Annotated in this window: 26 protein-coding genes and 1 tRNA gene; 13 read left to right on the top strand and 14 right to left on the bottom strand. The window is 69.1% G+C overall.

The genetic code is table 11. The annotated features are described in order from the left end of the window. The first annotated feature begins 31 nt into the window (after nucleotides 1-31). The 3 genes from AB0C28_RS02985 (at nucleotide 32) to AB0C28_RS02995 (ending at nucleotide 2,424) form a co-directional block, all read left to right on the top strand. The gene (locus AB0C28_RS02985) at nucleotides 32-826 is read left to right on the top strand and encodes an MBL fold metallo-hydrolase (RefSeq protein WP_358072953.1); all 795 of its coding nucleotides are present in this window, start codon (nucleotides 32-34) and stop codon (nucleotides 824-826) included. Between the two features lie 116 nt (nucleotides 827-942). After that, nucleotides 943-1,320: an SgcJ/EcaC family oxidoreductase gene (locus tag AB0C28_RS02990; protein WP_358072955.1), complete on the top strand. Its 378-nt coding sequence runs from the start codon at nucleotides 943-945 to the stop codon at nucleotides 1,318-1,320. Between the two features lie 105 nt (nucleotides 1,321-1,425). Next, nucleotides 1,426-2,424, top strand: a complete 999-nt coding sequence (locus AB0C28_RS02995) for a GNAT family N-acetyltransferase (RefSeq protein WP_358072956.1) — start codon at nucleotides 1,426-1,428, stop codon at nucleotides 2,422-2,424. On the opposite strand, the gene AB0C28_RS03000 is transcribed toward AB0C28_RS02995, so the two are convergent. Together AB0C28_RS03000 and AB0C28_RS03005 are read right to left on the bottom strand one after the other, a co-directional pair. Further along, complete coding sequence (locus tag AB0C28_RS03000) at nucleotides 2,368-3,921, bottom strand: ATP-binding protein (RefSeq protein ID WP_357839341.1); 1,554 nt, start codon at nucleotides 3,919-3,921, stop codon at nucleotides 2,368-2,370. The genes AB0C28_RS02995 and AB0C28_RS03000 overlap by 57 nt on opposite strands. Beyond that, the gene (locus AB0C28_RS03005; RefSeq protein ID WP_346102107.1) at nucleotides 3,918-4,589 is read right to left on the bottom strand and encodes a response regulator transcription factor; all 672 of its coding nucleotides are present in this window, start codon (nucleotides 4,587-4,589) and stop codon (nucleotides 3,918-3,920) included. Before AB0C28_RS03005 ends, AB0C28_RS03000 begins: the two co-directional genes overlap by 4 nt. A gap of 125 nt (nucleotides 4,590-4,714) precedes the next feature. Between AB0C28_RS03005 and AB0C28_RS03010 the strand changes: the two genes are divergently transcribed. After that, complete coding sequence (locus tag AB0C28_RS03010; protein ID WP_357839338.1) at nucleotides 4,715-5,176, top strand: hypothetical protein; 462 nt, start codon at nucleotides 4,715-4,717, stop codon at nucleotides 5,174-5,176. Nucleotides 5,177-5,180: 4 nt separating this feature from the next. Here AB0C28_RS03010 and AB0C28_RS03015 read toward each other — a convergent pair whose 3' ends face one another. Both AB0C28_RS03015 and AB0C28_RS03020 read right to left on the bottom strand, forming a co-directional pair. Next, on the bottom strand, nucleotides 5,181-6,260 hold the full coding sequence (locus AB0C28_RS03015; protein ID WP_357839335.1) for a hypothetical protein: 1,080 nt from the start codon (nucleotides 6,258-6,260) through the stop codon (nucleotides 5,181-5,183). A gap of 116 nt (nucleotides 6,261-6,376) precedes the next feature. After that, nucleotides 6,377-6,799, bottom strand: a complete 423-nt coding sequence (locus AB0C28_RS03020) for a YtxH domain-containing protein (RefSeq protein WP_357839330.1) — start codon at nucleotides 6,797-6,799, stop codon at nucleotides 6,377-6,379. Nucleotides 6,800-7,048: 249 nt separating this feature from the next. Here AB0C28_RS03020 and AB0C28_RS03025 point away from each other — a divergent pair, with 249 nt between their 5' ends. Beyond that, entirely contained in the window at nucleotides 7,049-7,573 is a 525-nt protein-coding gene (locus AB0C28_RS03025; RefSeq protein ID WP_357840651.1) for a peptidylprolyl isomerase, read from the top strand. Nucleotides 7,574-7,673: 100 nt separating this feature from the next. Continuing rightward, nucleotides 7,674-8,540 carry a rhomboid family intramembrane serine protease gene (locus tag AB0C28_RS03030; protein WP_357839327.1) on the top strand — a complete coding sequence of 289 codons (867 nt, stop codon included), beginning with the start codon at nucleotides 7,674-7,676 and terminating at the stop codon, nucleotides 8,538-8,540. Between the two features lie 34 nt (nucleotides 8,541-8,574). Here AB0C28_RS03030 and AB0C28_RS03035 read toward each other — a convergent pair whose 3' ends face one another. Beyond that, nucleotides 8,575-8,820 carry a cell division protein CrgA gene (locus AB0C28_RS03035; protein ID WP_106247376.1) on the bottom strand — a complete coding sequence of 82 codons (246 nt, stop codon included), beginning with the start codon at nucleotides 8,818-8,820 and terminating at the stop codon, nucleotides 8,575-8,577. 99 nt (nucleotides 8,821-8,919) lie between these two features. Here AB0C28_RS03035 and AB0C28_RS03040 point away from each other — a divergent pair, with 99 nt between their 5' ends. Genes AB0C28_RS03040 through AB0C28_RS03050 form a run of 3 tightly spaced genes read left to right on the top strand, consistent with a single transcriptional unit; the run spans nucleotide 8,920 to nucleotide 10,314 of the window. Beyond that, nucleotides 8,920-9,585 carry a class E sortase gene (locus AB0C28_RS03040; RefSeq protein ID WP_357839324.1) on the top strand — a complete coding sequence of 222 codons (666 nt, stop codon included), beginning with the start codon at nucleotides 8,920-8,922 and terminating at the stop codon, nucleotides 9,583-9,585. 1 nt (nucleotide 9,586) lies between these two features. Beyond that, nucleotides 9,587-9,745 carry a hypothetical protein gene (locus AB0C28_RS03045; RefSeq protein ID WP_358072957.1) on the top strand — a complete coding sequence of 53 codons (159 nt, stop codon included), beginning with the start codon at nucleotides 9,587-9,589 and terminating at the stop codon, nucleotides 9,743-9,745. Beyond that, nucleotides 9,742-10,314 (top strand): gamma-glutamyl-gamma-aminobutyrate hydrolase family protein, encoded by a 573-nt coding sequence (locus tag AB0C28_RS03050; RefSeq protein ID WP_346102121.1) that lies wholly within the window; start codon nucleotides 9,742-9,744, stop codon nucleotides 10,312-10,314. The genes AB0C28_RS03045 and AB0C28_RS03050 overlap by 4 nt, the downstream gene beginning before the upstream one ends. Nucleotides 10,315-10,475: 161 nt before the next feature. On the opposite strand, the gene pknB is transcribed toward AB0C28_RS03050, so the two are convergent. The 7 genes from pknB to AB0C28_RS03085 form a co-directional block, all read right to left on the bottom strand. After that, nucleotides 10,476-12,338, bottom strand: a complete 1,863-nt coding sequence (pknB, locus tag AB0C28_RS03055) for a Stk1 family PASTA domain-containing Ser/Thr kinase (protein WP_357839317.1) — start codon at nucleotides 12,336-12,338, stop codon at nucleotides 10,476-10,478. Between the two features lie 83 nt (nucleotides 12,339-12,421). Next, nucleotides 12,422-13,786, bottom strand: coding sequence for a serine/threonine-protein kinase (locus AB0C28_RS03060; RefSeq protein ID WP_357839314.1), 1,365 nt, complete (start codon nucleotides 13,784-13,786; stop codon nucleotides 12,422-12,424). Nucleotides 13,787-13,807: 21 nt separating this feature from the next. Beyond that, entirely contained in the window at nucleotides 13,808-15,268 is a 1,461-nt protein-coding gene (locus AB0C28_RS03065; protein ID WP_357839311.1) for a penicillin-binding protein 2, read from the bottom strand. After that, nucleotides 15,265-16,683, bottom strand: coding sequence for an FtsW/RodA/SpoVE family cell cycle protein (locus AB0C28_RS03070; RefSeq protein ID WP_357839307.1), 1,419 nt, complete (start codon nucleotides 16,681-16,683; stop codon nucleotides 15,265-15,267). Before AB0C28_RS03070 ends, AB0C28_RS03065 begins: the two co-directional genes overlap by 4 nt. Next, nucleotides 16,684-17,985, bottom strand: a complete 1,302-nt coding sequence (locus AB0C28_RS03075; RefSeq protein ID WP_357839305.1) for a Stp1/IreP family PP2C-type Ser/Thr phosphatase — start codon at nucleotides 17,983-17,985, stop codon at nucleotides 16,684-16,686. It abuts the gene before it with no gap. Beyond that, the gene (locus tag AB0C28_RS03080; protein WP_346102131.1) at nucleotides 17,982-18,452 is read right to left on the bottom strand and encodes an FHA domain-containing protein; all 471 of its coding nucleotides are present in this window, start codon (nucleotides 18,450-18,452) and stop codon (nucleotides 17,982-17,984) included. Before AB0C28_RS03080 ends, AB0C28_RS03075 begins: the two co-directional genes overlap by 4 nt. A 17-nt stretch (nucleotides 18,453-18,469) precedes the next feature. Continuing rightward, complete coding sequence (locus AB0C28_RS03085) at nucleotides 18,470-19,210, bottom strand: DUF3662 and FHA domain-containing protein (RefSeq protein ID WP_106247387.1); 741 nt, start codon at nucleotides 19,208-19,210, stop codon at nucleotides 18,470-18,472. Nucleotides 19,211-19,409: 199 nt separating this feature from the next. Here AB0C28_RS03085 and AB0C28_RS03090 point away from each other — a divergent pair. Continuing rightward, nucleotides 19,410-19,492, top strand: a tRNA-Leu gene (locus AB0C28_RS03090). A 423-nt stretch (nucleotides 19,493-19,915) separates the two neighbouring features. Here the strand turns inward: AB0C28_RS03090 and AB0C28_RS03095 are convergent. Together AB0C28_RS03095 and AB0C28_RS03100 are read right to left on the bottom strand one after the other, a co-directional pair. Beyond that, nucleotides 19,916-20,926 (bottom strand): hemolysin family protein, encoded by a 1,011-nt coding sequence (locus AB0C28_RS03095; protein ID WP_357839301.1) that lies wholly within the window; start codon nucleotides 20,924-20,926, stop codon nucleotides 19,916-19,918. Next, nucleotides 20,923-22,275, bottom strand: coding sequence for a hemolysin family protein (locus tag AB0C28_RS03100; RefSeq protein WP_357839298.1), 1,353 nt, complete (start codon nucleotides 22,273-22,275; stop codon nucleotides 20,923-20,925). Before AB0C28_RS03100 ends, AB0C28_RS03095 begins: the two co-directional genes overlap by 4 nt. Before the next feature lie 664 nt (nucleotides 22,276-22,939). On the opposite strand from AB0C28_RS03100, the gene AB0C28_RS03105 reads away from it, so the two are divergent. The 3 genes from AB0C28_RS03105 to AB0C28_RS03115 are packed head-to-tail and all read left to right on the top strand — an operon-like array spanning nucleotide 22,940 to nucleotide 25,427. After that, nucleotides 22,940-23,869, top strand: coding sequence for an LCP family protein (locus AB0C28_RS03105; protein ID WP_357839295.1), 930 nt, complete (start codon nucleotides 22,940-22,942; stop codon nucleotides 23,867-23,869). 42 nt (nucleotides 23,870-23,911) lie between these two features. Beyond that, a complete protein-coding gene (locus AB0C28_RS03110) occupies nucleotides 23,912-24,517 on the top strand; it encodes a TenA family protein (RefSeq protein ID WP_358072958.1) in 606 nt (201 codons plus the stop codon). 31 nt (nucleotides 24,518-24,548) lie between these two features. Continuing rightward, nucleotides 24,549-25,427, top strand: coding sequence for a DNA-formamidopyrimidine glycosylase family protein (locus tag AB0C28_RS03115; RefSeq protein WP_358072959.1), 879 nt, complete (start codon nucleotides 24,549-24,551; stop codon nucleotides 25,425-25,427). Nucleotides 25,428-25,450: the final 23 nt, after the last annotated feature.

The raw sequence follows: 25,450 nt of genomic DNA on the forward strand, positions 1-25,450 counted from the left end.
TTCACCGCGGCTAAAAGTAGGGTTCCTTGGCATGAACGAGCAATGGCATGAGGTCGGCGACCGGGTATACGTCCGGCGTCATCGGTCGTTCGACCTGAACACGGGGCTGATCGTGGGCGACGGGCACTGCCTGGTGCTCGACACGCGCAGTTCCCACCAGGAGGCGGCGGATCTGGTCGAGGCGGTCAGGCGAATCACCGCCGCCCCGTGGACGGTCGTCAACAGCCACTCCCACTTCGACCACTACTTCGGCAACGCGCTCTTCCGTCCCGCCGAGATCTGGGGCCACGCCAGGTGCGCCGAGGAGATCGAGCGGTACGGCGAGGAGAACCGGGCCGGCGTGATCAAGCATCACCCCGAGCGGCGCGAGGAGATGGAGGAGGTCACGATCGTTCCGCCCGACCACACGTTCACGGCCGCGGCCAGCCTCGACATCGGCGGGCGCATCGTGCATCTGCGGCACTTCGGGCTCGGGCACAGCAGCAACGACATCGTGGCGCAGGTGCCGGACGCGGGCGTGGTGTTCGCCGGGGACCTGGTGGAGGAGGGGGCGCCGCCGGCGTTCAGCGACTCGTACCCGCTGGACTGGCCCGCGACGACGGCCGCGATGCTGGCGGAGATGCCCGAGCCGGTGATCGTGCCGGGGCACGGCGCGGTGGTGGACCGGGCGTTCGCGCAGGAGCAGCACGACGAGCTGGTGCAGGTGGCCGAGCTGGCCAAGCGGGCCCATGTGGAGGGGTTGCGGGACCTGATCAAGCTCTTCCCCTATCCCGAGGACGTCACCAGGCAGGTCATCGAGCGCGCCTTCATGCAACTGGACGCCTGAGACGGTCCGCCACACTCAATAGTGCAACTTGCAATATAGGAAGTAGCGCTATAGCGTCATGCCCTGACGACCTGGCGTGGTCTCATCGACCGCGCCGCGGCAGAAGGAGTCATGACATGTCCGCCGAGATCATCCGACTGACCGAGCGCATGACCGAGACCTGGAACGCCGGGGACGCCGCGGGCTACGCCGGCCTGTTCACCGAGGACGCCGACTACATCACCTACTTCGGGCTGCACCTGGAGGGCCGCGAGGCCATCGAGGAGGTGCACAGGAAGCTGTTCGAGACCCCGATCAAGCTCGCGGGCGGCGACCGGGAGCCGCGGATCAGGCAACTCACCGACGACGTCGCCGTGCTCGTCATCGGCGGCACCTCCACCCTGAACGGCGAGCCCGACCCCAGCCGAGCCTCCGTCATCACGCTGACCGCCCTGCGCACCCCCGAGGGCTGGCGCTTCGCCTCCTTCCAGAACACGCGGGTGAGCCGGCCATGACGAAGAAGCTCATCACCGAGGTCTCCGGCGTGGTCGCGGCCGACGGGCTCGTCCGTATCGGTGATCGGTTCAGATGTTCCGCCCGGCTCGCCTAGGCTGCCCGGCATGAGGTGGGGATCGCTGGAACCAGGGGACGCCGGAAGGCTGGCCGAGCTCTACGCCGCGGTGGAGGCCGAGGACAGGACCGGTGAGTTGCACGGCGTGGACGAGGCCGCCGAGCGACTCGCCCACCCCCTGATCGACCTGGCCGAGGGCACGATCGCGGCCAGGGACGGCGACCGCATCGTGGCGTTCGGCTACCTGCCGGTCCGGCAGTCCGCCGAGGGCGGAAAGCACTATCTGCGCTTCTCCGGCGGGGTGCACCCCGCCTACCGCAGGCAGGGGTTCGGCCGCCGGATCGTGGACTGGGCCGTCCGTACGGCGCCGGGGCTGAGCGCCAGGGCGTTCCCCGGCGCGGAGGCGGAGCTCCATCTCCTCGCCCACCACGACAACCACGGCCTGCGGGCGCTGGCCGAGCGGACCGGGTTCGCCGTCGCCCGCACCTTCGCCGACATGGAACGCCGCCTGCCGGGCGAGCTGCCCCCGCTCAGGACCCCGGAAGGCGTGCGCATCGCCGCCTGGACGCCCGAGCTGGACGACGGGGCCCGCCGCGTGCGCGACGAGTCGTTCCGCGACCACTGGGGCTACGTGGCGCACACGCCGGAGAGCTGGAGGAGCCAGATCACCGGCTCCGTGAACTTCCGGCCGGAGTCGTCGTTCCTGGCGCTGGCCGGTGACCGGGCCGTGGGCGTGCTGATCACGCACGTCTTCGAGACCCAGAACGCCCGTCGCGAGGAGCGCCAGGCGTGGATCCAGATCGTCGGCACGCTCAAGGAGTGGCGCGGCAAGGGCGTGGCGGGCGCGCTGATGGCGCACGCCCTGGCCGTCCTCTCTCGTCAGGGCTATCACAGCGCCGGGCTGGGCGTCGACGTCGACAACCCCACGGGGGCCGTCGGCGTCTACGCGCGCGCCGGGTTCGCGATCGCCAGGCGGCACATCACCTACGCGCTACCCGTCGTACAGGGGGAAGCGCGCGACGAAGCCGGAGCCGGCGTACACGAGTGAGCCCTCGTGCAGGAGCGCGATGTCCCGCGCGATCGGCAGCCCGAGCCCCGCGCCGCCCGCGTCCCTGGCCCGCGCCTCGTCCAGCCGGGTGAAGCGGTCGAACACCGCCTCCCGGTGCTCCGGCGGGATCCCCGGGCCGTCGTCGCACACCTCCAGCACCGCCTGGCCCGCCTCGGCGGCCACGCGCACCCGTACGGTCGAGGCCGCGTGCCGTACGGCGTTGTCGGCCAGGTTCGTCACCAGACGGTCGAGATGCGCGCTCGATCCCCGCATCACCACGTCGGGCTCGACGTCCAGCTCGACCCGCACCTCCGGCCGCCGCCTGGCCCGCAGCGACGCCTCCGCCGCCACCTGGCCCAGGTCCAGCTCGGCGGCCCGCAGCGGCTCGCCCGCGTCCAGCTTGGCCAGCATGAGCAGGTCGGCGGCCAGCGACTGCAGGCGTTCGACGTCGGCCAGGGCCTCCACGGTCAGCTCGCTCGACTCGGCCAGCTCCAGCCGGGCCCGCAGGGTCGCGATGGGGCTGCGCAGCTCGTGCGCGGCGTCGGCGACGAAGCGCTTGTGCCGCTCCACGGCCGTCTCCAGCCGGTCGAGGGTGCCGTTCACGGTGGTCGCCAGCGCCGCGATCTCGTCCTTCGAGCTCGGTACGGGCACCCGCTGGTGCAGATCGCGGGCCGTGATGTCGGCCACCTTGGCCCTGATCGCGGCCACGGGGCCGAGCGCGCGGCCCACCGAGAGCCAGGTCATGCCGGCCACCACCAGCAGCAGCGCGGGCACGCCGGGCAGCAGCGCACCGTACAGCGTGTTCAGCGCCTCCTCCGCGCTCTCCAGCGAGGCCCGGCCGATCACCACGGCGGGGCCTGCGGCGGTGGCCACCTGGGCCCTGGCGACGGCGTACTGGCCGGGCTTCGCCCAGCCCTCCGCCGCGTCGGCCCGCCTGGTCAGCAGGACGTCGGGGTCGGCGATCCGCGCCACCGTGCCGTCCTTCGGATTCGCCTGGTAGACCCTGATCGGAGCGGTCATCCCCGCCTCCGTGGGTTGTGTTCTGACGGGTGGGCTCAGGGGCTCCGCGGTCCGCTCCTCGGTTCGCCCAGGGGCCGGCTCGTCGGTCCGCCCGGAGGTCGGCTCCTTGGTCCGCGCGCCGGCCCGCCCGTCTGTCGGTTCGGTGGTCCGCTCGAAGATCCCGCTGGGCGGCGCCTCCGCGGAGTAGAGCTCGATCGTCTCCGCGTACGGCAGCACCGCCGAGACCTTCCTGGCCGCCGCGGCGTCGGCGCTGTTCTCCAGCGTGCCCCGCAGCGCCGTGATCAGTACCAGGGCCGCCACTCCCAGGGCGAGCGCCACGACCAGCGTGGCCGCGACGGTCGCCCGCACCCGCACCGACGAGAACCCGCCTGCGGGTCCGCTCGCCAGCCCGCCCGATGACTGCTCCCGTCGCATCCAGGCGGGCCAGGTGACCAGCCGGAGCGGTGCGCGCCAGGTGAACCGCCGAGCCGCGCTCACGCCGCCTCCAGCCGGTAGCCGGCCCCGCGGACCGTCATGAGAGTCGCCCTGCCGAAGGGCACGTCGATCTTCCGCCGCAGAGCGCTGATGTAGACCTCGACGATGTTCGGGTCGCCGTCGTAGGAGAAGTCCCACGCCTGGGAGAGCAGTTCGCTCTTGGAGACCACCTCGCCGGGCCGGCGCGCGAGCGCGTGCAGCACCGCGAACTCCTTCGGCGTCAGCCCGATCTGCACCTCGCCTCTGCGGCAGCGCAGCCCGGCCGGATCGATCACGAGGTCGCCGACGCTGATCGACACGGGCCGCTCGCGCCCGCCCCGCCGGACCAGCGCGCGCAGCCTGGCCAGCAGCACCACGTACGAGAACGGCTTGGCCAGGTAGTCGTCGGCCCCGTTGTCGAGCGCCTCGGCCTCGTCGTAGATGCCGTCCTTGGCCGTGAGCATCATGATCGGCGTCCAGTCGCCCGCCTCGCGCAGCTTGGAGCAGACGGCGTAGCCGTTCATCCTGGGCAGCATCACGTCCAGGACGATCACGTCGTAGGTGTTCTCGGTGGCCATCCACAGCCCGTCGCGCCCGTCGTGGGCCACGTCGACCGCGAAGCCCTCGCCCGCCAGCCCGCCCTTGACCAGGTCGGCCAGCCGCTCCTCGTCCTCCACCAGTAACACTCGCACATCGTCCAGGGTGCCTCACGGGACCTAAAGCCAAGCTGAAGATCATTTGAGCCCTCTTCAGGATCACTTCAGGTACGGCAGGTCAATCTCGGAGACGTTCGATCGATTCCCAGTGAGGAGCCCCCATGTTCAAGAGACGTCTCGCGGTGCTCGGTGCGGTCGCCGTGCTCGCCATCACCGGTGTGGCCGGATCCGCGATGGCCGACCAGACCCCCGCGCCCACGGCCGGCTCGAAAGTGGTCTGCACGACGAGCGACGGCAAGACCATCGAGCTCACGCCGGCGCTGCCGGCCAAGGACGTCCTGACCGTACCCGACGGCAAGGCGGTGCCCGCCGGAGCCGAGGGGGTGGCCCTGCGGGTGGTGGAGCCGGGCGACGGGGCCGAGGGCGAGCCGCAGATGGTCATCAAGGCCAGGAAGCTCGCGCCGGGTGAGGTCCCGGAGAAGGGCGCCATGCTCCCGGTGGAGGCGGAGGCGGGCCACGCCGTGGCGGCCGAGCCGGCCGAGCCGAGCCACACCGAGGCGGGTCAGCCGCCGAAGGACGGTGTGGCCAAGACCGTCTCGATCCACTGCAAGAAGGCCGAATAACGGCTCAGTCCGTGAACGACGGGTGCGGCCCCAGGGCCCAGTACTCGTAGAGTCCATGGCCGACCAGGCCGTCGTACTCGAAGCGCCCGACGGCGTCGACCAGGCCCCACATCCTGGCCGCGTCGTCGGGCAGCCGATGCGTCACGCCCTGCACGACGGGCTCGGGCCCCTGGTACATCCCGTGGCGCCACTCCTGCTCAAGCCCGTAGCCGGTGCCGACCATGAGGTGGACGGGGAGCAGCGGCGTGCAGCGCACGTCGAACGGCTTGCCGCCGGGCGGCGCGAACGTGATCGTGGCCTCGACGACGTCGCGGGTGCCGGGGGCGTAGACCGGACGGTACTCCGGCCTGCCGAGGTATTCCTCCTCGCGTCCGTCGGACCAGACGCGTACGGCCTCCTCCAGCAGCCGGCGGCCCCGCTCGTCCTCCTGGATGATGCAGAGGATGGCGTGGTCGTCGAAGCGCATCGGCGTGTAGAGCCAGTAGAACGTGCCGGAGTTCTTGGCCTGGATGCCGGGCGGCTCGGGTTCGCCGACGGGCCTGATGCCCCAGCTCCGGTCCCTGGTGCCCATCCAGCGGTCGGAGGTGACCGGTATCTCCTCGTCCGCCCCGATCCTGATGTGTCCTGACCAGCGGCCGGTCTGCGCCATGCGTACGGAGTCGAAGACGATCCGCTCCTGCCAGCGCAGGAAGTGCCGGGGCTCCAGCACGGCCGGGATCGTCCCCTCCCAGGTGAGGTCGAAGGACAGGCCGTGCTCGTTCGGCTCCAGGACCACCCTGAGCCGCTTGAGCCCTTCGATCACCTCGACACGGAAAGGGCCGACGCTCGTGTCCATCCGGTCGGCGCCCAGCTCGCGCGAGGCCCGGACGACGCGGTGCAGGTCGCGGGTGCGCAGGCAGGCGAAGGCGTCGGTGACGCCCAGGTTGGGGTACTGGCCGAGGCCGACGATCAGCATCAGCTCGTCGGAGGCGGCGTGGCAGTTGAAGTAGTAGCGGTCGTAGAAGTTGCGGTCGCCGGTGGTCACGTGCCGCATGACCTGGGCCGCCTGATGCACCGGGAAGTCGTCGAGGGGTGACAGCGCCATAGCGGGGTTGTAGCAAGCGCTTGGTCGTACGTCAACGCTCCCGTACGCGACGGAAGCGCCCCGCGAACGACGGAAGCGCGCCCCCGTTCGCATTCGGGGGCGCGCTTCCAGCGAGATCAGGACATCTTGCGAGACGTCTCGTCCGCCTTGTTCGACACGTCGGTCGCCATCCGGTCCGTGGACTCGGAAGTCTGCTCCGCCTTCTCATTGACCCATCGTGAGGCATCGGAGGCGGAGTCCTTCATGTGCTCGGTCCACTGCTGTGCGTTGCGGCGGTAGAACATGTAGCCGATCGCCCCCACCGCGAGACCGGTGAGCAACATCAGCATCGGCCAGCGCCGCGACCGCGACGGCGTGGGGTCGATCTTCCTGGCCGCGGTGGTCAGCATCTCGCTGACCCTGGGCGCGACCTGGTCCTCGAATCCGTGCGCCGCGGACTCCAGCCGCGGCGCCGCCCAGTATCGGGCGTCTTCGATGCGCTGGGCGGCGACCACCTTGGCCTGGTCCGCCATGGGCTGCATCCGGTGGCCGGTTCGCACGGCCTGAGCCTTCATTCGGCCCATCCACGTGGCGGGAACCTCTATGACCACGCGGCGTCTCTTCATTGTCAGGGACACGACAACCTCCCCTGTCTATCGGGGCCCCGAGCCTGACCTTCCCTGGACAAGGCGGCTCAATCATGGCCGTCCATGGGAGGATGGCTCAGAAGGCCAGACGGCCATAAATGTCAAAACACCACAAAACCAACCCTGTACATAGAGGGGGGCAGCTGTCTCGTGGCTGAGAAGCTGATCGCAAATCTGAAGACCAACCGCGGCAATATCAAGGTAGAACTCTTCCCCACCAAGGCCCCGAAAACGGTGCGAAACTTCGTGGAACTGGCCGAAGGCCAGCGCGAGTGGACCCACCCGGGCACCGGTGAGAAGAGCACCGGCCGCTACTACGACGGCACGATCTTCCACCGGGTCATCCCCGGTTTCATGATCCAGGGCGGAGACCCGCTCGGCCAGGGCATCGGCGGCCCCGGCTACGAGTTCGACGACGAGATCCACCCGGATCTCTACTTCAACCGCCCTTACCTGCTGGCCATGGCCAACGCAGGAGTCCGTGGCGGCAAGGGCACCAACGGCTCGCAGTTCTTCATCACGGTCGTGCCGACGCCGCATCTCAACGGCAAGCACTCGATCTTCGGTGAGGTCATCGAGGGTCAGGACGTGGTCGACGCCATCGCCAAGACCCGCACCGACCACCGCGACCGCCCGGCCGAGGACGTCGTCGTCGAGTCGGTCACCATCGAGCAGGTTCCTGCCTGACCTGTCCCGATCGCGGACCCCCGGCTCGCCTGAGCCGGGGGAGTCCGCGCTGCCCTTCAGGGCCCGCGCAGCACGCTTCGGCAAGCCTTAGGCTTCGGTCATGACCAGCCAGCCGCCCAGCCCGCCCCCGCAGCCCGAGCAGCCCGAGCAGGCGGTGCCCACGTGCTACCGACACCCCGACAAGGAGACGTGGGTACGCTGCCAGCGATGTGAGCGTCCGATCTGTCCCGACTGCATGCGCGACGCCGCGGTCGGCTTCCAGTGCCCCGAGTGCGTGGCCGAGGGCAACAAGGGTCTGCGCCAGGCCAGGTCCACCTTCGGCGGCAACGTCGTGCGCACGCCGATCGTCACGTACGCCATCCTCGCGCTGAACGTCCTGGTCTTCGGCGCCCAATACCTGACCGGCGACCAGGTCACGGCCGAGCTGGCCATGTGGCCCGCCGGCGTGGCCGTCTACGACCAGTACTACCGGCTGATCACCGCGGCCTTCGTGCACGGCGGCGTCTTCCACATCCTGTTCAACTGCTGGGCCCTCTACGTCGTCGGCCCCTACCTGGAGCGCGCCTTCGGCCACGTCCGCTACACGGCGCTCTACCTGGTCAGCGCGCTCGGCGGCTCGGTGCTCGGCCTCTGGCTCGACCCGCTCACCCAGCCGACGGTCGGCGCGTCCGGCGCCATCTTCGGCCTCTTCGCCGCCGTCTTCGTGGTGGGCCGCAAGCTCAACCTCGACGTGCGCGGCATCGCCGTGCTCATCGTGATCAACCTGGCCATCACGTTCCTGGTCGCCGGCATCAGCTGGACCGGCCACATCGGCGGCCTGATCACCGGAGCGCTGCTGTCGGGAGCACTGGCCTACGCCCCCAAGAACAACAGGACCCTCTGGCAGGTGCTGGCGATCGCGGGAGCGCTGGCCGTGCTGGCCGTGCTCGTGGTGGTCAGGACCTCGGCCATCCTGGGCGCGGTCTGACTTCCCCAGCCTGTGGAAAAGACTGTGGAAAGAACTAACGCCAGCGGGTGGAAAGCACCACTCCGAAGATGATGAAAACGAACCCGATCAGCAGGTTCCAGTTCTGGAGGTCGCTGAAGAAGGGCGCCTGCGGTGCGACGTAATAGATCGAGATCCACAGGATGCCGACGATCCATGCGACGACCATCGTGGGCGCCAGCCAGCGCGGGCTGACCTTGACCTGCTGTGATCTCTGCGGCGGGGTGTAGACCGCCTTCTTGCGAGCCTTGGACTTGGGCACTGGATAACTCCTGCTGAGGGCCTGGGCTTCCGGATCGTCCACAGGCTCTTCGATAAGCGTAGTTGAAGCGTGCCCCAGGATAGTCGCCACGCGCATGACATGGCGATCCCCCTGGGCCTCTTCGCCGCCGAATACGCTGACCGGATGCGGGCCATGCTGCGGGCCGTGGGGGAGATGTGCATCACCGCGGGCCTGATCCTCATGCTGTTCTGCGCCTACCTGCTCTGGGGCACCGGCGCCTACACCGAGAGCCAGCAGCTGCTGCTCCAGCGCCAGCTCGCGGAGAAGAAGGCCGGGCAGCCCAGGCCCGAGCGGCCGGTCGAGCCGGGCCAGGCCGTCGCGCTGCTGCGCATCCCCAAGCTGGGCCGCGACTATCGCTACGCCGTGGTCGAGGGCGTCGGCGCCGACCAGCTCAGGAAGGGCCCTGGTCACTACCCCGACACCGCCATGCCGGGCCAGGTCGGCAACTTCGTGCTGTCGGGCCACCGCACCACGTACGCGGCGCCGTTCAACGAGATCGACGAGCTCGAACGCGACGACGAGATCATCGTGGAGACCCGTGACGCCCGCCACACCTACCGTGTGACCTCCCAGGACATCGTGCGGCCCGACGAGGTCGACGTGCTGGCCCCCGTGCCCGGCAAGCCCGACATCCGGCCCATCCGCGCCTTCATCACGCTGTCCACCTGCCACCCCGAATACTCGGCCGCCGAGCGGCTCATCGTCTACGGCGTCCTCAAGGACAGCGAACCACGCGAGGAGTGACATGTACGCCTGGCTCTGGCGCAAGCTGCCCGGCCGCCCGCGCACCCGGGTCCTGACGGCCCTCGTCCTGGCCGGTGTGGCGGTGCCCGTACTCTGGTATGTCGTGTTCCCGCTTCTGGAGCCCGTGGTGACGCTGGACGAGGTGACCGTAGAGAAATGAGCCGCGTGCTGGTCGTGGACAACCACGACAGCTTCGTGCACACCATCGTGCAATACCTGCGCGAGCTGGGCGCCGACTGCGACGTGCGCCCGCGCGACGACGTACGCGTCCACGACGCCGACGGCTTCGACGGCGTGCTGATCAGCCCCGGCCCCGGCACCCCCGAGGCGGCCGGCGTGAGCGTCCCCCTGGTCCACCACGCGGCCGGCAGGCGCCTGCCGCTGCTCGGCGTCTGCCTCGGCCACCAGGCCATCGCCATCGCGTACGGCGCCACCGTGACCCGCGCCCCCGAGCTCTTCCACGGCCGGACCAGCGCCATCGCCCACGACGGGCAGGGCGTGTTCGAGACGCTGCCCTCACCCGTGCGGATGACCCGCTACCACTCGCTGGCCGTGCTGCCCGACACGGTGCCCGCGGCGCTCGACGTGACCGCGCGCACGGAGGACGGCGTCATCATGGGCCTGCGGCACCGTGAGGCCCCGATAGAGGGCATCCAGTTCCACCCCGAGTCCGTGCTGTCGGAGCACGGTCACCGCCTGCTCCGGAATTGGCTGTGCGGAATCGTGTAACGAACCTCTCGCCCGGAGCGAGGTACATGTGAGCGTCCCCGCCGTTGCCCCCGAGCGGCGGGGGCGCTTTTTTTCATGCCTCTGCCTTCATGCCAGGCACAGCCGAAGGGCCGCCCTCCCCCTCGCCGGGGAAGAGCGGCCCTTGGCGCGTACGCGGGACCTCAGCCGTTCAGGCCGCCGCCGAGGCCGTCGTCGCCGGTGTCACCGTCGCTGGGCGGCTCGTCCTGGTCCGGGAAACCGTCGCTCGGCTGCTCGTCCGTCGGGACCTCGTCCGTCGGGACCTCGTCGGTGGGCGGCGGCGCGCTCTCCTCGGGACCGGTGGACACCACGATCGTGACCGTCGTGTTCGCCGGATACTTGGCGCCCTCACCCGGGTTCTGCTGCACGACCGTGCCCTCCGGCACGTCGTTGCTGGGCTGCGGGTTGACCTTGACCTTGAAGCCCGAGGACTTGAGCTGCGCGGTGGCGTCGGCCTGGGTGAGGCCGATCACGCTGGGCACCTCGCCGAGCTCCTTCGGGATGAAGAGCGTGACCGTGCCGTTGAGCTCGACCGAGGCTCCGGCCTTCGGGTCGGTGGCGATGACCGTGTTCTGTGGCCTGGTCGAGTTTCTCGTCTTGATGACGGCGCGCAGCTTGGCCTCGGTGAGGATCGCCTCGGCGTCCTCCTTGGACTTGCCGATGAGACCGTCGGGGACCTTCACCTTCTCCGTGCCCTTGGACACGATGAGCTTGACGCCCGACTCCTTCTCGACCTTGGTGCCCTCGGCGGGCTCCGTGGCGATGACGGCGCCCTTCTCGACCTCCGAGCTGAACTTCTGCTCCAGCGTGACGGTCAGCCCGAGTTTTTCCAGCTCGCCCTTGGCGTAGGAGCCCTCCTGGGAGGCGAGCGACGGAATCGTGACCATCGTGTCGGACGGCGAGTCCTTGCCGGCGAACACCACGTAGCCGACCGTGATGAAGCCACCGATGATGAGCAGCGGAATGATGATCCACAACGCGGTCTTGAGCACGGTGTTGCCGCCGCCGTTGTTGGCCCGGCGCCGGCCGCCGCGGCCGCCCTCGTCGTACTGGTAGTCGGGGATCGCGCCCGTGCGCTGCGTGGCCGGGCCGCCGGCCGTCTGGGTCGCGGTCATCATCCGCGTGCCCTGGTAGTTGCTCATCGCCATCGTCTGGGCGTCGACCGGCATGCCGGACATCGCCCGCTGGATGTCGGCCCGCATCTCGCCGGCGTTCTGGTAGCGGTGCGCCGGGTCCTTGGCCATGGCCTTGAGCACGATCGCGTCGGCCCACGCCGGGATCTCGGGGTCGATCTGCGACGGCGGGATGGGCTCCTCGCGCACGTGCTGGTAGGCGATGGCCACGGGGGAGTCGCCGGTGAACGGCGGCTGGCCGGTGAGCAGCTCGTACAGCAGGCAGCCGGTGGAGTAGATGTCGCTGCGCGCGTCGACCCGCTCGCCGCGAGCCTGCTCGGGCGACAGGTATTGGGCGGTGCCGATCACCTGGGCCGTCTGCGTCATCGTGGCCGCCGAGTCGGCCATCGCGCGGGCGATGCCGAAGTCCATCACCTTGACGTCGCCGGCGCGCGTGATCATGACGTTGGCCGGCTTGATGTCGCGGTGCACGATGCCGCCGCGGTGGCTGTAGTCGAGGGCGCGCAGGATGCCGTCGACCAGCTCGACCGCGCGCTCGGGCAGCAACCGCCGATCCTGGCGCAGCAGGTCGCGCAGCGTCCGGCCGTCGACGTACTCCATCACGATGTACGGCACGGGGTTGCCGTCGGTGGAGTCTTCGCCGGTGTCGTAGACCGCGACGACGGCCGGGTGGTTGAGTGAGGCCGCCGACTGCGCCTCACGGCGGAAGCGGGCCTGGAAGGTGTGGTCGCGCGCCAGGTCGGAGCGGAGGGTCTTGATCGCGACTATGCGGTCCAGCCGGATGTCTCGGGCGCGATACACCTCGGCCATGCCGCCGCGCCCGACGACACCGTCGAGCTCGTAGCGACCTCCGAGTAGCCGAGGCTGAGTCATTTCCTGCACTGTCCCTTACCGTTCATCTTGGGTACCGGCCGGCTCGGGGGGCCGCCGGTGTCCATCATCGACCCCGTAGCGCATCACGTCTCCTCTTTGGGCGGGTTTGTTTCACCCGGGTCCGGCGAGGCGGTGGGTGTCGGACTTGTCGGTGTATCTGTGGGCGTTGGGGTCGGGGTGGGCTTAGGGGTAGGGGTGGTCCGGGTCGGTTTCGGCGTCGGCTTCTTGGTACTAGGAGCCGTCTTGCTTACCGTAGCCGAAGGTGAGGCTATAGGCCTCTGCGTCTTCGTCGGAACCACCGTGGGCCGGCGTGTGCGCGGCTTCGCCTTCGACGGTTTCACCCGCTGGGGCGAGGGTGCCTTCGTCGTCACGCGTGCCGTCACCGACGGCTCGGCCACCTCGGGCGGCGCCGGTGGTTGCCGGTTGGCGAAGGAGATCGCCGTCAGCCCCACCGCCGCGGCGCAGCCCGCCGCGGCGACCAGTGCCAGCGTCCTGGCGCCCCTCCTGCGGCCGCCAGGACGCTCCTGCATCGTCGCGGCCGGTTCGAGGTTGTCGGTCGCCCGCTCGTCCTCAGGGGCCGGCTCGCGTACGCGGAAGCCCCCCGGGTCGGTGAGCATGCTGAGCTCGGCGCCGTGTGCCACGCTGGCCAGCGACTCGCGCAGCACGTAGGCGCGGTCGGCCAGCTCCAGAGCGGTCGCGGGACGCTGCGCGGGATCCTTGGCCAGCAGCGACATGACCAGCTCGCGCACCGGCGCCGGCACGTCGACCCCGAGCGGCGGCGGCTGCTCGTTGAGGTGCTGCAGCGCGATCGCCACCTGGCTGTCGGCCCGGAACGGCGTGCGCCCCGCCAGGCACTCGTAGGCCACCACGCCCAGCGAGTAGAGGTCGGTCGACGGCGTGAGCGCGAAGCCCTGCGCCTGCTCGGGGCTGACGTACTGGGCCGTGCCGAGCACGGTGCCCGTCTGCGTCACCGGCGCCGCTTCCAGGGCGCGCGCGATGCCGAAGTCGGTCACCTTGATCGTGCCCTCGGGCGTGACCAGCAGGTTGCCGGGCTTGATGTCGCGGTGGATGATCCCGGCCGAGTGCGCCGCGTGCAGCGCCTTGGCCGTCTGGTGCACGACGTCGAGGGTCACCTCGGGCCCGATGGCGCCGTTGCGTGCCAGGATGGCCGACAGCGGCTCCCCGTGCACCAGCTCCATCACGAGGTAGGCCAGGTCGTCCTGCTCGCCGTAGTCGAAGATCTGCGCCACGCCCGGGTCGGCCAGCGCCGCGGTGATGCGCGCCTCGTTGCGGAAGCGCTCGCGGAAGGTGAGGTCGGCGTAGATGTGGCTGCGCAGGATCTTCACCGCCACCTCGCGGCCCAGCAGCTCGTCGCGGGCACGCCAGACCTCTCCCATACCGCCGGTGGCGATGCGGGAGATCAGCAGATAGCGGTTACGGAGCCGCATGATGCAGCAGGTTACCGTCACTCACTTGTTCAGCACCGCCTCCAGCACAGCCTTTGCGATCGGCGCGGCGGTGTGACCGCCGGTCGCCTCCGCGCCGACCGAGGCGGCCCCGGACTCGACGATGACGGCCAGAGCCACCTTCGGGTCCTCCGCGGGCGCGAAGGAGATGAACCAGGCGTGCGGAGGCTTTCCGTCACTGGTCTCCGCGGTGCCCGTCTTGCCCGCTACTTGGACGCCCGGCACCTGCGCCAGGTTGGCCGTGCCGTTGGAGACGACGCTCACCATCATGTCGCGCAGCTTGCCCGCCGTCTCGGAGCTGACGGCGGTGGTCAGCTCCTTGGGGTCGGCCGCGTCGAGCTCGTCGCCCTTGGAGTCGGTGATCTTGTTGACGAGGTACGGCTTCATCACGGTGCCGTCGTTGGCGATGCCCGCGGCGATCATGGCCATCTGCAGCGGCGTCATCCGGTTGCTGCGCTGCCCGATGGAGGCCATGGCCACGGCCGCCTGGTCTTCCTTCGGCCCGAAGTCGCTCTTGGCCACCGGCATCGGCACGGCGACCGGCTCGCCCATGCCGAACTTCTCGGTCTGCTCCTTCATCTTGTCGTAGCCCAGCTCCATGCCGATCGAGCCGAACGGCGTGTTGCAGGACTTCTCCAGCGCGTAGACCAGGGTGACCTGGCCGCTGCCGCAGGCCGCACCGCCGTAGTTGGGCAGGCTGATGTTCGTGTTGGGCAGCGGCAGCCGCTGCGGGGCTTCCACGGTGGTGTCCGGGCCGCGCGAGGAGTCGTCCTCCAGGTACGCCGCCGTCGTCACCACCTTGAACGTCGAGCCCGGCGCGTACGTCTGGGCGATGGTCCGGTTGAGCAGCGGCTGGCTCTTGTCCTTGGCCAGCTCGTCGTAGCGGGAGAACACCTTGCCCTTGTCCGTGCCCGACAGCTCGGTGGGGTCGTAGGTGGGCAGGGAGACCATCGCCAGGATGCCGCCGGTCTTCGGGTCGAGCGCGACCAGCGCGCCGCGCTTGCCGCTCTGCCGCAGCGCGTCGTAGGCCGCCTTCTGCGCCTTCGGATTGATCGTCAGGTCGACGTTGGCGCCCCTGGTGGGCTCGCCCGTGAACAGGTCGATGCTCCGCCGCAGCAGCAGGTCGGCGCTGGAGCCGTCGAGCAGCTTGTTCTCGGTCGACTCGATCGCGTCGGCGCTCTCGGGGGAGAAGAAGCCGGTCACGTGGGCGTAGAGCTTCGCGTCAGGATATTTCCTGACGAAGCGGAACTCCTTGTTGCCGGTGTCGACCGACTGGGCGATCACCTTGCCGCCGGCCGTGATGCGGCCCCGCTCGATCGCGTACCGCTCGAAGAAGTTGCGCCGGTTACGGGCGTCGCTCTGCAGGTTCTCCGCACGTACGGCCTGGATGATGTTCACGTTGACCATCAGGAGCGCGAACATGGCCAGACAGGCCACGGCCGCGCGCTTCAATGTCCGGTTCATCGCTGGAACACCTGCGTCAGTCCTTCGTTCTGGATCGCCTGGGGCGGGGGCCTGCGCGCCGCGTCTGACATGCGTACCAGGAGCGCGATAAGGATCCAGTTAGCCAGCAGCGCCGAGCCGCCCTGCGACATGAACGGCGTCACCAGGCCGGTCAGGGGGATCAGGTTCGTCACGCCGCCGACGATGATGAAGACCTGCCAGGCCAGGATGAACGACAGGCCGCCCGCCAGCAGCTTGGAGAACGGGTCGCGGGCCGCCAGCGAGGTGCGCAGGCCCCGCTGCACCAGCAGCGCGTAGAGCATGAGCAGCGCCATCAGGCCGGTCAGGCCCAGCTCCTCGCCGGTCGCGGCGAAGATGAAGTCGGAGAAGCTTAGCGGGATCAGGTAGGGGTGTCCCTGGCCGAGCCCCGTGCCGAGGATGCCGCCGGCGCCGAAGCCGTAGAGCCCCTGCATGATCTGGAAGCTCTTGCCGCACATCGAGTCGCCGGGCGGGCTGGTCTGGCAGATGTCGGCGTTGCCGTAGTAGACGTCGTTCGTCGGGTCGAGCCAGGAGTCGAAGCGGGCCCCCACGTGGTCGAAGACCTGCCCGGCGAGGAACGCGCCGCCGACGAACAGCAGGACGCCGATCAGCACCCACGAGGTGCGCTGCGTGGCGATGTAGAGCATCGCGATGAACGTGCCGAACAGCAGCAGCGAGGTGCCCAGGTCTTTCTCGAACACCAGGACCAGCAGGCTCAGCACCCACGTGGCGAGCACCGGGCCGAGGTCTCTGGCCCGCGGCAGGTCGATGAAGAGCAGCCGCCGCCCGGCCAGCGCCAGCACGTCGCGCTTGGCCACCAGGTAACCGGCGAAGAAGACCACCAGCGCCAGCTTGGCGAACTCGCCCGGCTGAATGGAGAAGCCGCCGATCCTGATCCAGATCTTCGCGCCCTGCACCTCGCTCAGGCTGGCCGGCAGCAGCGCGGGAATCGCCAGCAGCACCAGTCCGACCGCGCCCGCGGTGTACGTCAGGCGCTGCAGCATGCGATGGTCACGCAGCACGACCAGCGTGATCGAGAACATGACGACGCCGAGCGCGGTCCACATGATCTGGCTGTTGGTGGAGGCGCCGCCCATCTTGGCCGCCTCCAGCCGGTAGATCATCACCAGGCCGAGCCCGTTGATCAGCGTCACCAGCGGCAGGATCAGCGGATCGGCCCACGGGGCGAACTTGGCCAGGACGAGATAGGCGGCCAGCATCAGGGCGCCGAGCCCGAGCCCGTAGGCGAGCATGCCGGCGGGGATCTGGCCGTCGACGGCCAGGCCCACGTTGGCGTAGGCGCCCATGATGACCACGACCGCCAGGGCGAGCATGACCAACTGGGCCACGCGCCGCTTGGCGGGCATCGCTACGGGGGTGGCGGCGACTTCGCTCATCTATCGCTGTTTCGTCTTGGTGGCGGAGGCGGTGGGAGTCGGGCTCTCACTCGCCTCGGGTGGGGGTTCCTCGTTGTCCTTCTGCTCTTCGGTGAACTTCAAACCGTTGATCTTCGTGATGCCTTCGGCCTCGGTGGTGACGGGGATGCCACCCTTGATCAGTGCCTGATCCGCCTCTGACAGCTGGGAGATCTTCCTGCCAGTGGCCTTGGTGACGTGAAAGAGCGGGAAGGGGCCCAGCTCCTTCTGTATCCCCTGGAACACGACCACCTCGTCGCCCCTAGCGCCGACGAAGAACTGGTCCTGAGTCCACTGATATCCAAAGTAACCGCCGACGCCCACCGCGACGACGCCCACACCGAGCACGGTGACCAGCACGGGCCAAACCCGACGACGTTTGCGGGTGCGCCGGGGCGCCGCCTCGGCGACCGGCTCCTCGAACGCGTCATCGGTGAGCACCGGCTGGGGTGCGGTCACCGCGCCGGCTCGCCCCGGCGAGGTTTCCTGCGGACTTCCGTGCAGCCTGGTCATGCCCGCGGCGCCGACCACAGCGGCCTCCACGGGCACCTGCTGCCCGTCGGTGATCTCCAGCACGTCGGCCAGAACGCAGGTGATGTTGTCAGGCCCGCCACCCCGGTTCGCCAGATCGATGAGCTGGCGGACGACCTCTTCAGGATCGTCGATGTTGGTGAGCGTGGCGTGCATCGTCTCCGCGCTCACCACCCCGGAAAGGCCGTCGGAGCACAGCAGGTAACGATCGCCTATCTGCGCCTCGCGCAGCGTGAGGTCCGGATCGACCTCGCCACTGCCGTCGAGAGCGCGCAGCAGGATCGAGCGCTGCGGATGGGTGGCCGCCTCTTCCGGCGTGATGCGCCCGTCGTCCACGAGCTGCTGCACCAGCGTGTGGTCATGGGTGATCTGGTACAGCTCACCACGTCTCAGCAGATAGGCGCGCGAGTCGCCCACGTGGACCAGAGCGACCTGGGTGCCGTGCCAGAGCATGGCCGTGAGAGTCGTGCCCATGCCTTTGAGGCTGGGATCCCGCCCCACCATCTCGTGCAGCTTGCGATTGGCGTCGCGTACCGCGGCCTCGATGGCGTTGAGCAGGTCACCCCCCTGTTGGGCCTCGTCAAGAGAGGCCATGGCGGCGATGGCGACTGAGCTCGCCACCTCGCCGTGTGCGTGCCCGCCCATGCCGTCGGCGACGGCGAGCAGGCGGCCGCTAGCGTACGCCGAGTCCTCGTTTCCTTCGCGGAGGAGGCCGACGTCCGAGCGGGCGGCGTAGCGGAGTGCGATGGTCATTTGCGCAATTCAATGACTGTCTTGCCGACGCGGATCGGAACACCGAGCGGCACCGGGGTCGGGCGGGTGACTTTCGAGCGGTCGAGATACGTGCCGTTGGTGGACCCAAGATCTTCCACGATCCATTGACCGTCCTGAGGGAAGAGCCGGGCATGCCGGCTGGAAGCGTAGTCGTCGGTGACTACCAGCGTGGCGTCATTCGCCCGGCCAATGGTGATGGGCGTCTCCGTGAGAGTGATGGTGGTGCCTTGGAGGGGGCCACCGGTGACGATGAGCTGGCGTGGCTCGCCCTTCTTGCTCTTGGGCTTCGCCACGGGTTTGGCGGGTTTCGCGGCTTTGAGTGCGCCTGCGGTGGCCGTGCGTGAACCGAACAAGTCAGTCCGGATCACGCCGACTGCGGCAATGACGAAGAACCACAGCACCGCCAGGAATGCGAGCCGGATCAGCAGCAGCGTGAGCTCGGACATGGACCGTCTGTCTACCCCTAATCGCGCCGGAACACCAGAGTCGTACGCCCCAGAGTCACTCGCGTGCCGTTCTGAAGCTCGATCCTGCGTACCGGCTGGCCATTGACGAAAGTGCCGTTCGTCGATCCGAGATCCACGAGGGCCACCAGTTGGCCCTCGACACGTAGCTCCGCGTGATGCCGAGAGACGCCCGGATCGACTAGACGAAGATCGCAGTCCGTGCCCCTGCCGAGCAAGGTCACCGGAGTGGTGAGCTCGTAAGAGCGGTCACCCTGCGGATCGTCCTGGGTGGACACGAGCAGCCGAGGCCGCCCGTTGAACGCGTGCGGCCTCGACGGAGGCAGGTCGCTCGCCGGCTGGCGAATCTCGTCCTGCTCCACCGTTGCGCCACGGATGACCCCAGACCGGATGCGGAACAAGCCCACAGCCAGATCGCCTGCGGTTTCGAAACGGACCCGGACCGGTCCCACGAAAGAGTAGCCCTGTTCTTTGGCGTACTCCCTGGCGAGGTTGGCCAGCTCGTGGCTGATGCTGTCGGCGTAGACCTCAAGCCGTTCGCTGTCGGTCGTGGACAACTCAACCACGAAGTCGTTGGGCACGAGCGTGCGACCTTGGGCGACGATCGCCGCACGCTCATCCATCTCCCGCTGAACCGCGCTGGCGACCTCGACCGGCTGAAGGTCAGATTTGAACGCCCGCGCAAAGGCTCCCTCAACCAAGCCTTCGAGCCTTCGCTCGAAGCGCTGAAGGACTCCCACCGGGTACCTCCCTTCCTCCGTGCATATGATCGCGGCCCCCAAACGCTCCGGCGCCCGGTTTCCGCTCGTTCCCACGTCACGGCCTTCCAGACGCTCATCGGCTGTCGCGCCCAGCTCCTCCGCTCCCGTGTCTTATGCGATCGTATCCGGGTTCAGTACCAGTGACTGTTCCGTGCTACTGTTCTTTCCGCACCCACAAGGGCGGGTGGCGGAACGGCAGACGCGCACGGTTCAGGTCCGTGTGTCCGAAAGGACGTGAGGGTTCAAATCCCTCCTCGCCCACTCGGTGACTGGGGATCCTTGGTCGCCGACCTTTGGTCGGCTTTCCTCGGGTCCCCTCGTCATGTCTGACCGGGGGGTGACCCCCGGACCCCCAGTGTTTTCGCTTTGCTCCTGGGGCCGGAGGCCCCAGACCCCCATCACAACCCCGTTCGGGTTCCGGATTGGGTGGTTCTTTCCTTCTGGTCTTGGGAGAGCTCTCGCGGCTTGAATGCCTGGCCCCCCGTCTGGGCGTCTTCGTCTATGTGCCGGTTGCTGGCTTCACCACCTTGGCGAAGGTTGGGGAGGGTGGCAAGAGGGTGCGTCTTTCTTTTCTGGCACCTGTTGGTAACGGCTGTGGGCGCCTTCGGAGCTTGAGCCCGGGTGGTTGCAAGGTGGTTTCTGGTTGCTTGCTGCCACCCGGGCATTTTGTGGGTTAGGTCACAATTAAGCGGCTCTGGTGTCCAGGAGTTCGCCCACCAGGTCGGTGAGGCTGACCATTCCTATGACGGTTCCCTCCTGATTCGTTACCAAGGCCAGGTGGGATCGCTGCTCCTGGAGGGTGGTCACCGCCTCCGGGACCTGGGTTGTGCAGGGCAGTTTGGGCAATGGTCTGGCTAGCTCTCCTGCCGTGCTTGCCGGGGTCAGCAGGGCGTCTCTTACGTGGAGTGCGTGGTCTATGCCTGTGGGGCTCTCCACCAGGAGGCGGAGGTGGGCGCTGCCTGCTGCTGTCTTTCTGATTTCCGCCGCTGTCGCTGTTGCCTTGACCTTGATCGCCCTGTCTATGGGGACCATGAGGCGTTCTATGCCCTCGTCGTCCAGGCGTAGGGCTCTGGTGAGGAGGTCGTGCTCGGCTCGGTCCAGGAGGCCCATTCGGCCTGATTCGCCTACCAGCAGGGCCAGTTGGCGGGGGGTTCTGGTCGTTGCCAGTTCGTTTTTTGGCTGGACGCCGAAGAGGTGGAGGATCAGGTTGGTCACCGCGTTCAGCGCTGAGAGCAGGGGGCGCATGGCCGTGGTGAAGGCTCTGAACGGGAAGGTGAGGATCAGGGCCGCGCGCTCGGGATGGGTGAGGGCCCAGCTCTTCGGGGCCATCTCGCCTACCACCATGTGGAGGAAGGTGACCAAGGCCAGGGCCAGGGTGAGGGCGATGGGGAGCCTCATCGCCTCGGGGATGCCGACCGCCGCGAAGACCGGCTCCAGATAGTGCTCGATCGCCGGCTCCGTCACCTGGCCGAGGCCCAGGGTGCAGAGGGTGATGCCCAGCTGGGCGCCGGCGAGCATGAGGGACAGCTGGCGGCTGCCGCCCGCCGCCGACTTGGCCGCCAGCCTGACCAGGCGGTTGCCGCCCGTCGCCATCTCCTCCAGACGGTGGCGTCTTGAGGAGACGAAGGCGAACTCCGCGGCCACGAACAGGGCGTTGAGCGCCAGCAGCGCGAGGCTGAGAACGATCATGGTCATCGGCGGGTCGCCTCCGCGTGCTGGATGGGAGTCAGGCGCACCCATTCGGGCACCCGGCGGTTCAGCGACATGACCGTCAGCTCGGCCTGGTGCTCCTGATCCTCTTCCGCGAACGGATCTGTGTTGTCCGGCGTGACCGGCACCGTTACCGTGTCGCCGGGGTTCGGCATTCGGCCCAGGCGGGCCAGCACCAGGCCGGCGAGGGTGTCGTAGTCGTCGCTCTCGGGCAGCGAGAGGCCCGTCGCGCGTTCGACCTCGTCGAGCCTGAGGGTGCCCGGCACCTCCCAGACGCCGCCCGGCTGCTCCACCGCTCCGGCGGGCTCCGGGTCGTTCTCGTCGACCAGCTCGCCCACCAGCTCCTCCGCCAGGTCCTCGATCGTGATGACGCCGGCCAGGCCGCCGTACTCGTCGATGACGAGGGCGATGTCGTCCTTCGCCACCCGCATCCGGTCGAGGACGGCGGGCAGCGGGACGGAGTCCGGCACCATGAGGGCGGGCCGGGTGATGCGGGCGACGTCGCCGGTCTCCAGGCCGGAGGCCAGCAGTTCGCGTACGCCCGTCACGCCCGCGACGTCGCCGTCCTCGCTCACCACCGGATAGCGGGAGTGGCCGCAGGTGCGCATGGCGTCGAGCAGGTCGGAGATGGGCTGTGAGCTGCGCAGGGCCACCACCCTGGGGCGGGGGACCATGATCTCCTCGGCCGTGCGGTCACCGAACTTTAGAGCCCGCTCCAGCAGGTCCGACAGCCGCGGCGGCAGCTCGCCCGCCTGCGTCGACTCCGCGATGATGCGGGAGAGCTCCTCGGGGGTGGCGCCGTGCTCCACCTCCTCCACCGGCTCGATGCCGACCCGCTTGAGCAGGCCCGTGGCGGCGGAGTCGAACAGCTTGACCACCGGGCCCACGACGGCGAGATACGCCAGCGTCGATCCGGCCAGGAACTTGGCCACCGGCTCCGGCCTGGCGATGCCCAGGTTCTTCGGGGCCAGCTCGCCGAAGACCATCTGCACGACCGTCGCCACGAAGACGCCGGCGGCCACGGAGACACCCGTGATCATGGCGTCGGGCAGGCCCGCGTCGGTCAGCCACGGCCGTACGATGACGGCGATCGCCGGCTCGGCCAGGAAGCCGACCAGCAGCGCCGTCACCGTGATGCCCAGCTGGGCGCCGGAGAGCATGAAGGACAAGCGGGAGGTCACTTGCAGCGCCTTCTCGGCGGCGGCGTCGCCGGCGGCGGCCTGCTCACGCAGCAGGGAGCGGTCGGCGGCGACGAAGGCGAACTCCTGGGCGACGAAATAGCCGGTCGCCGCGGTGAGGAGCAGGAGGGCCAGCAGCCCGAGATAGGCGCTCACCGGAGTGAGCCCTCAGGGGAACCCGTGCCTGAGCACGGGCGAAGATCCCACGGGTCCGGATCGGACACGATCATCCCTTCGATAGACGTCGTCCATAACCGTAACGACGCTGTCGGCATCTATGTTTCCGCAGTGACTCTCAGCTAGTTCCGCGTACTTTTCCGTGGGAAAACCTTGCCGGAACGTCTTCACTGCTGAGGGGTTCGACGTAGCGTTTATGACAAAGCGAAGGGAAGTAGGCGAAGTGACTGAGGACGACCGTACGCGGGCGATGCGCTCACCAGGCGACGGCCGCCCGCTGCCACCACGGCCCGGTGACGTGCCGCGTTCCGGTGGCGCGCCCGCGCATCGCATGCCCGGAGCAGGCCCAGTGGGAGGGCCCGTGGGAGGGCCCGTGGGAGGGCCTGCCGGAGGTGCCGCGGCGCCCACGCACAAGCTTCCCGTCGCCGGCTCCCCCGGGGCCCAGTCCGGGGCCCAGTCCGGGGCGCAGCCGGGCTCCCAGGAGCCTTCCGCGCCGGGGTCGCGGTCGCGGGTCTACGGGCGTGCGCGGTCCGGCCGGAGCCCGGTCAAGCCGTTCGGGTCGCGGAGCGAATCCGGCGAGTCCGACGAGCAGGCTCCGAGACGGCCGCGCAGGAAGATCTCCTGGAAGCTCATCGTGGGAGGCGTGGCCGGGTTACTGGTTCTGCTGCTGGTGGCCGCGATCGGCATGTTCTTCTACATCGACTCCCGGCTGGCCGGCATCGACGGCGTGCTCGACGACTACGAGGGGCGCCCGGCCGACACCCCCGGCACCAACTGGCTGCTGGTGGGCTCCGACAGCCGCAAGGGGCTGAGCGCGGCCCAGCGCAAGAAGCTCGCCACCGGGCGGGCCGCCGGGCAGCGCACCGACTCGATGATGTTGCTGCACATCCCCGAGGGCAGCGACAAGCCGACGCTGGTCAGCCTGCCGCGCGACTCCGCCGTCACCATCCCGGGCAGGGGCCGCGACAAGCTCAACTCGGCGTACGCGCTGGGCGGTCCCAAGCTGCTGGTCCGCACCGTGGAGACGGTGACGGGGGTGCACGTCGACAACTACATGGAGATCGGCTTCGCGGGCTTCGTGGACATCGTGGACGCCGTCGGCGGCGTCGAGATCAACGTACGCGCGGCCGTCAACGACCCCAAGGCGGGGCTCAAGCTGAAGAAGGGCCCCCAGGTGCTCACCGGCTCCCAGGCCCTCGGCTACGTGCGCACCCGCAAGGGCGGCGCGCTGCCCGACTTCGAGCGCACCAAGCGGCAGCGGCAGTTCCTCGGCGCGGTCGTGAAGAAGGCCGCCAGCCCCGGCGTGCTGATCAACCCGTTCACCTCGATCCCGCTGGCGTTGAGCGCCACCGACGCGGTCGAGGTCGACTCCAGCACGGGAGCGTTCAACATGCTCTCCCTGGGGCTGGCCATGGGCGACAGCCCGGTCACCACGGTGGTGCCGTTCGGCGGCAACGAGACGGTCCCGAGCGGCGGCACGGCCGTCAAGTGGGATCGCACCAAGGCGCTGGCGCTGTTCAACGCGCTGAAGGAGGACAAGCCGGTGCCGAAGGAGATCGTGGACGCCGGATGAGCCCTCGTCAGGGGCCCGCGCTTCGCGACTAACCTCCTGACCATGAGCATTTCCGACAAGCTTCATGCCATCGGGCGGCCCCTGCTCCAGGACCAGCTCGCGCATCCGACCGTGGCCGGGATCGGGCGTGGCGACCTGCCGGAGCAGGTGTTCCGGTCGTGGCTGGAGCAGGACTACCTGTTCCTGCTGGACTATGTACGGGTCTTCGTCCGGCTGGCCTGGCAGGCGCCCGACGGGCATCTCGGCGACCTGGTGGATCTGGCGCACGCCACCTACCACGACGAGCTGAGCCTGCACCGGTCTATGTCGGCGGGGTTCGGGGCCGATCTGGAGGGGGCGGTGAAGGGCCCCGCGTGCGCGGCGTACACGACGTTCCTGCTGGAGTCGGCGGCGTCGTACGGGGAGGGGCTGGTGGCCCTTTATCCGTGCATGTGGGGATATTCGAGTCTCGGGCGGATATTGGCGGAGAATCCGCCTGCTGAGCCGAGATATCGGGCCTGGGTGGACACGTACGCGGACCCGGGGTTCGTGACGCTGACCGAGCGCATCGCGAGCATGATCGACGAAGTGGATCCGGACCCGGCGCGGGCGGAGGCCCTGTTCAGGACGGGAATGGCGCATGAACTGGCCTTCTGGGACGTGCCGTAGAACAGTCGGTGGCGCGTCGTAGTCTGGGGGCATGCCCGAACTTCCCGAGGTGGAGTCGCTCACCCACTTCCTGCGCGAGCGGGCGGTGGGCCGCACGGTCCTGGGGGTCGACGTGGTCGCCTTCCAGGCGCTCAAGACGTTCGATCCGCCGGTCAGTGCGCTCGGCGGGCTGACCGTCACCGGCGTGACCAGGCACGGCAAGTTCCTCGACCTCGACTGCGACGGTCTGCATCTGGTCATCCATCTCGCCCGCGCGGGGTGGCTGCGCTGGCGTGACGACCTGTCGGGGGCCAAGCCGGTGCGGCCGGGCAAGGGGCCGCTGGCCGTGCGGGTGCGGCTGGCGCCCGACGACGAGGGCCTGGCGCCGGGGTTCGAGCTGACCGAGGCGGGGACGCAGAAGCGTCTCGCCGTCTATGTCACGAAAAATCCGGACCAAGTGCCCGGCGTCGCCGCCCTCGGCCCCGACCCCCTCGCCGACTCCTTCACGGTCGAGGCGCTCAAGCGCATCGTGAGCGGCAACCGCACCCAGATCAAGGGGCTGCTGCGCGACCAGAAGGTCATCGCCGGCATCGGCAACGCCTACTCCGACGAGGTGCTGCACGCCGCCAAGATGTCCCCGTTCAAGATCGCCGCGAGCCTGACGGACGCCCAGATCGCCGACCTGCACGAGGCCATCGTCACCACGCTGGCCGACGCGGTCGAGCGGGCCCACGGGCTGGCGGCCAAGGACCTGAAGGCGGAGAAGAAGTCGGGGCTGCGCGTGCACAACCGGGCGGGGCAGCCGTGCGACGTGTGCGGCGACACGATCAGGGAGGTCTCGTTCGCCGACTCCTCGCTCCAGTACTGCCCCACGTGCCAGACAGGCGGCAAGCCGCTGGCCGACCGCCGCCTGTCCAAACTTCTCAAATAGCCGGTTCGGACCGGCCCCTCCTG

Origin of the sequence: Nonomuraea sp. NPDC048892 (genome assembly GCF_040649735.1) — a bacterium.
GTDB lineage: Bacteria > Actinomycetota > Actinomycetes > Streptosporangiales > Streptosporangiaceae > Nonomuraea > Nonomuraea maheshkhaliensis.

Coding starts and splice junctions, on each gene's coding strand:
- AB0C28_RS03070 (WP_357839307.1), bottom strand. CDS start 16,683: ATGAGCGAAGTCGCCGCCACCCCCGTAGCGATGCCCGCCAAGCGGCGC.
- AB0C28_RS03065 (WP_357839311.1), bottom strand. CDS start 15,268: ATGAACCGGACATTGAAGCGCGCGGCCGTGGCCTGTCTGGCCATGTTC.
- AB0C28_RS03010 (WP_357839338.1), top strand. CDS start 4,715: ATGTTCAAGAGACGTCTCGCGGTGCTCGGTGCGGTCGCCGTGCTCGCC.
- AB0C28_RS02990 (WP_358072955.1), top strand. CDS start 943: ATGTCCGCCGAGATCATCCGACTGACCGAGCGCATGACCGAGACCTGG.
- AB0C28_RS03110 (WP_358072958.1), top strand. CDS start 23,912: ATGAGCATTTCCGACAAGCTTCATGCCATCGGGCGGCCCCTGCTCCAG.
- AB0C28_RS03075 (WP_357839305.1), bottom strand. CDS start 17,985: ATGACCATCGCACTCCGCTACGCCGCCCGCTCGGACGTCGGCCTCCTC.
- AB0C28_RS03030 (WP_357839327.1), top strand. CDS start 7,674: ATGACCAGCCAGCCGCCCAGCCCGCCCCCGCAGCCCGAGCAGCCCGAG.
- AB0C28_RS03080 (WP_346102131.1), bottom strand. CDS start 18,452: ATGTCCGAGCTCACGCTGCTGCTGATCCGGCTCGCATTCCTGGCGGTG.
- AB0C28_RS03045 (WP_358072957.1), top strand. CDS start 9,587: ATGTACGCCTGGCTCTGGCGCAAGCTGCCCGGCCGCCCGCGCACCCGG.
- AB0C28_RS03015 (WP_357839335.1), bottom strand. CDS start 6,260: ATGGCGCTGTCACCCCTCGACGACTTCCCGGTGCATCAGGCGGCCCAG.
- AB0C28_RS03095 (WP_357839301.1), bottom strand. CDS start 20,926: ATGACCATGATCGTTCTCAGCCTCGCGCTGCTGGCGCTCAACGCCCTG.
- AB0C28_RS02985 (WP_358072953.1), top strand. CDS start 32: ATGAACGAGCAATGGCATGAGGTCGGCGACCGGGTATACGTCCGGCGT.
- AB0C28_RS02995 (WP_358072956.1), top strand. CDS start 1,426: ATGAGGTGGGGATCGCTGGAACCAGGGGACGCCGGAAGGCTGGCCGAG.
- AB0C28_RS03115 (WP_358072959.1), top strand. CDS start 24,549: ATGCCCGAACTTCCCGAGGTGGAGTCGCTCACCCACTTCCTGCGCGAG.
- AB0C28_RS03040 (WP_357839324.1), top strand. CDS start 8,920: ATGGCGATCCCCCTGGGCCTCTTCGCCGCCGAATACGCTGACCGGATG.
- AB0C28_RS03050 (WP_346102121.1), top strand. CDS start 9,742: ATGAGCCGCGTGCTGGTCGTGGACAACCACGACAGCTTCGTGCACACC.
- AB0C28_RS03060 (WP_357839314.1), bottom strand. CDS start 13,786: ATGCGGCTCCGTAACCGCTATCTGCTGATCTCCCGCATCGCCACCGGC.
- pknB (WP_357839317.1), bottom strand. CDS start 12,338: ATGACTCAGCCTCGGCTACTCGGAGGTCGCTACGAGCTCGACGGTGTC.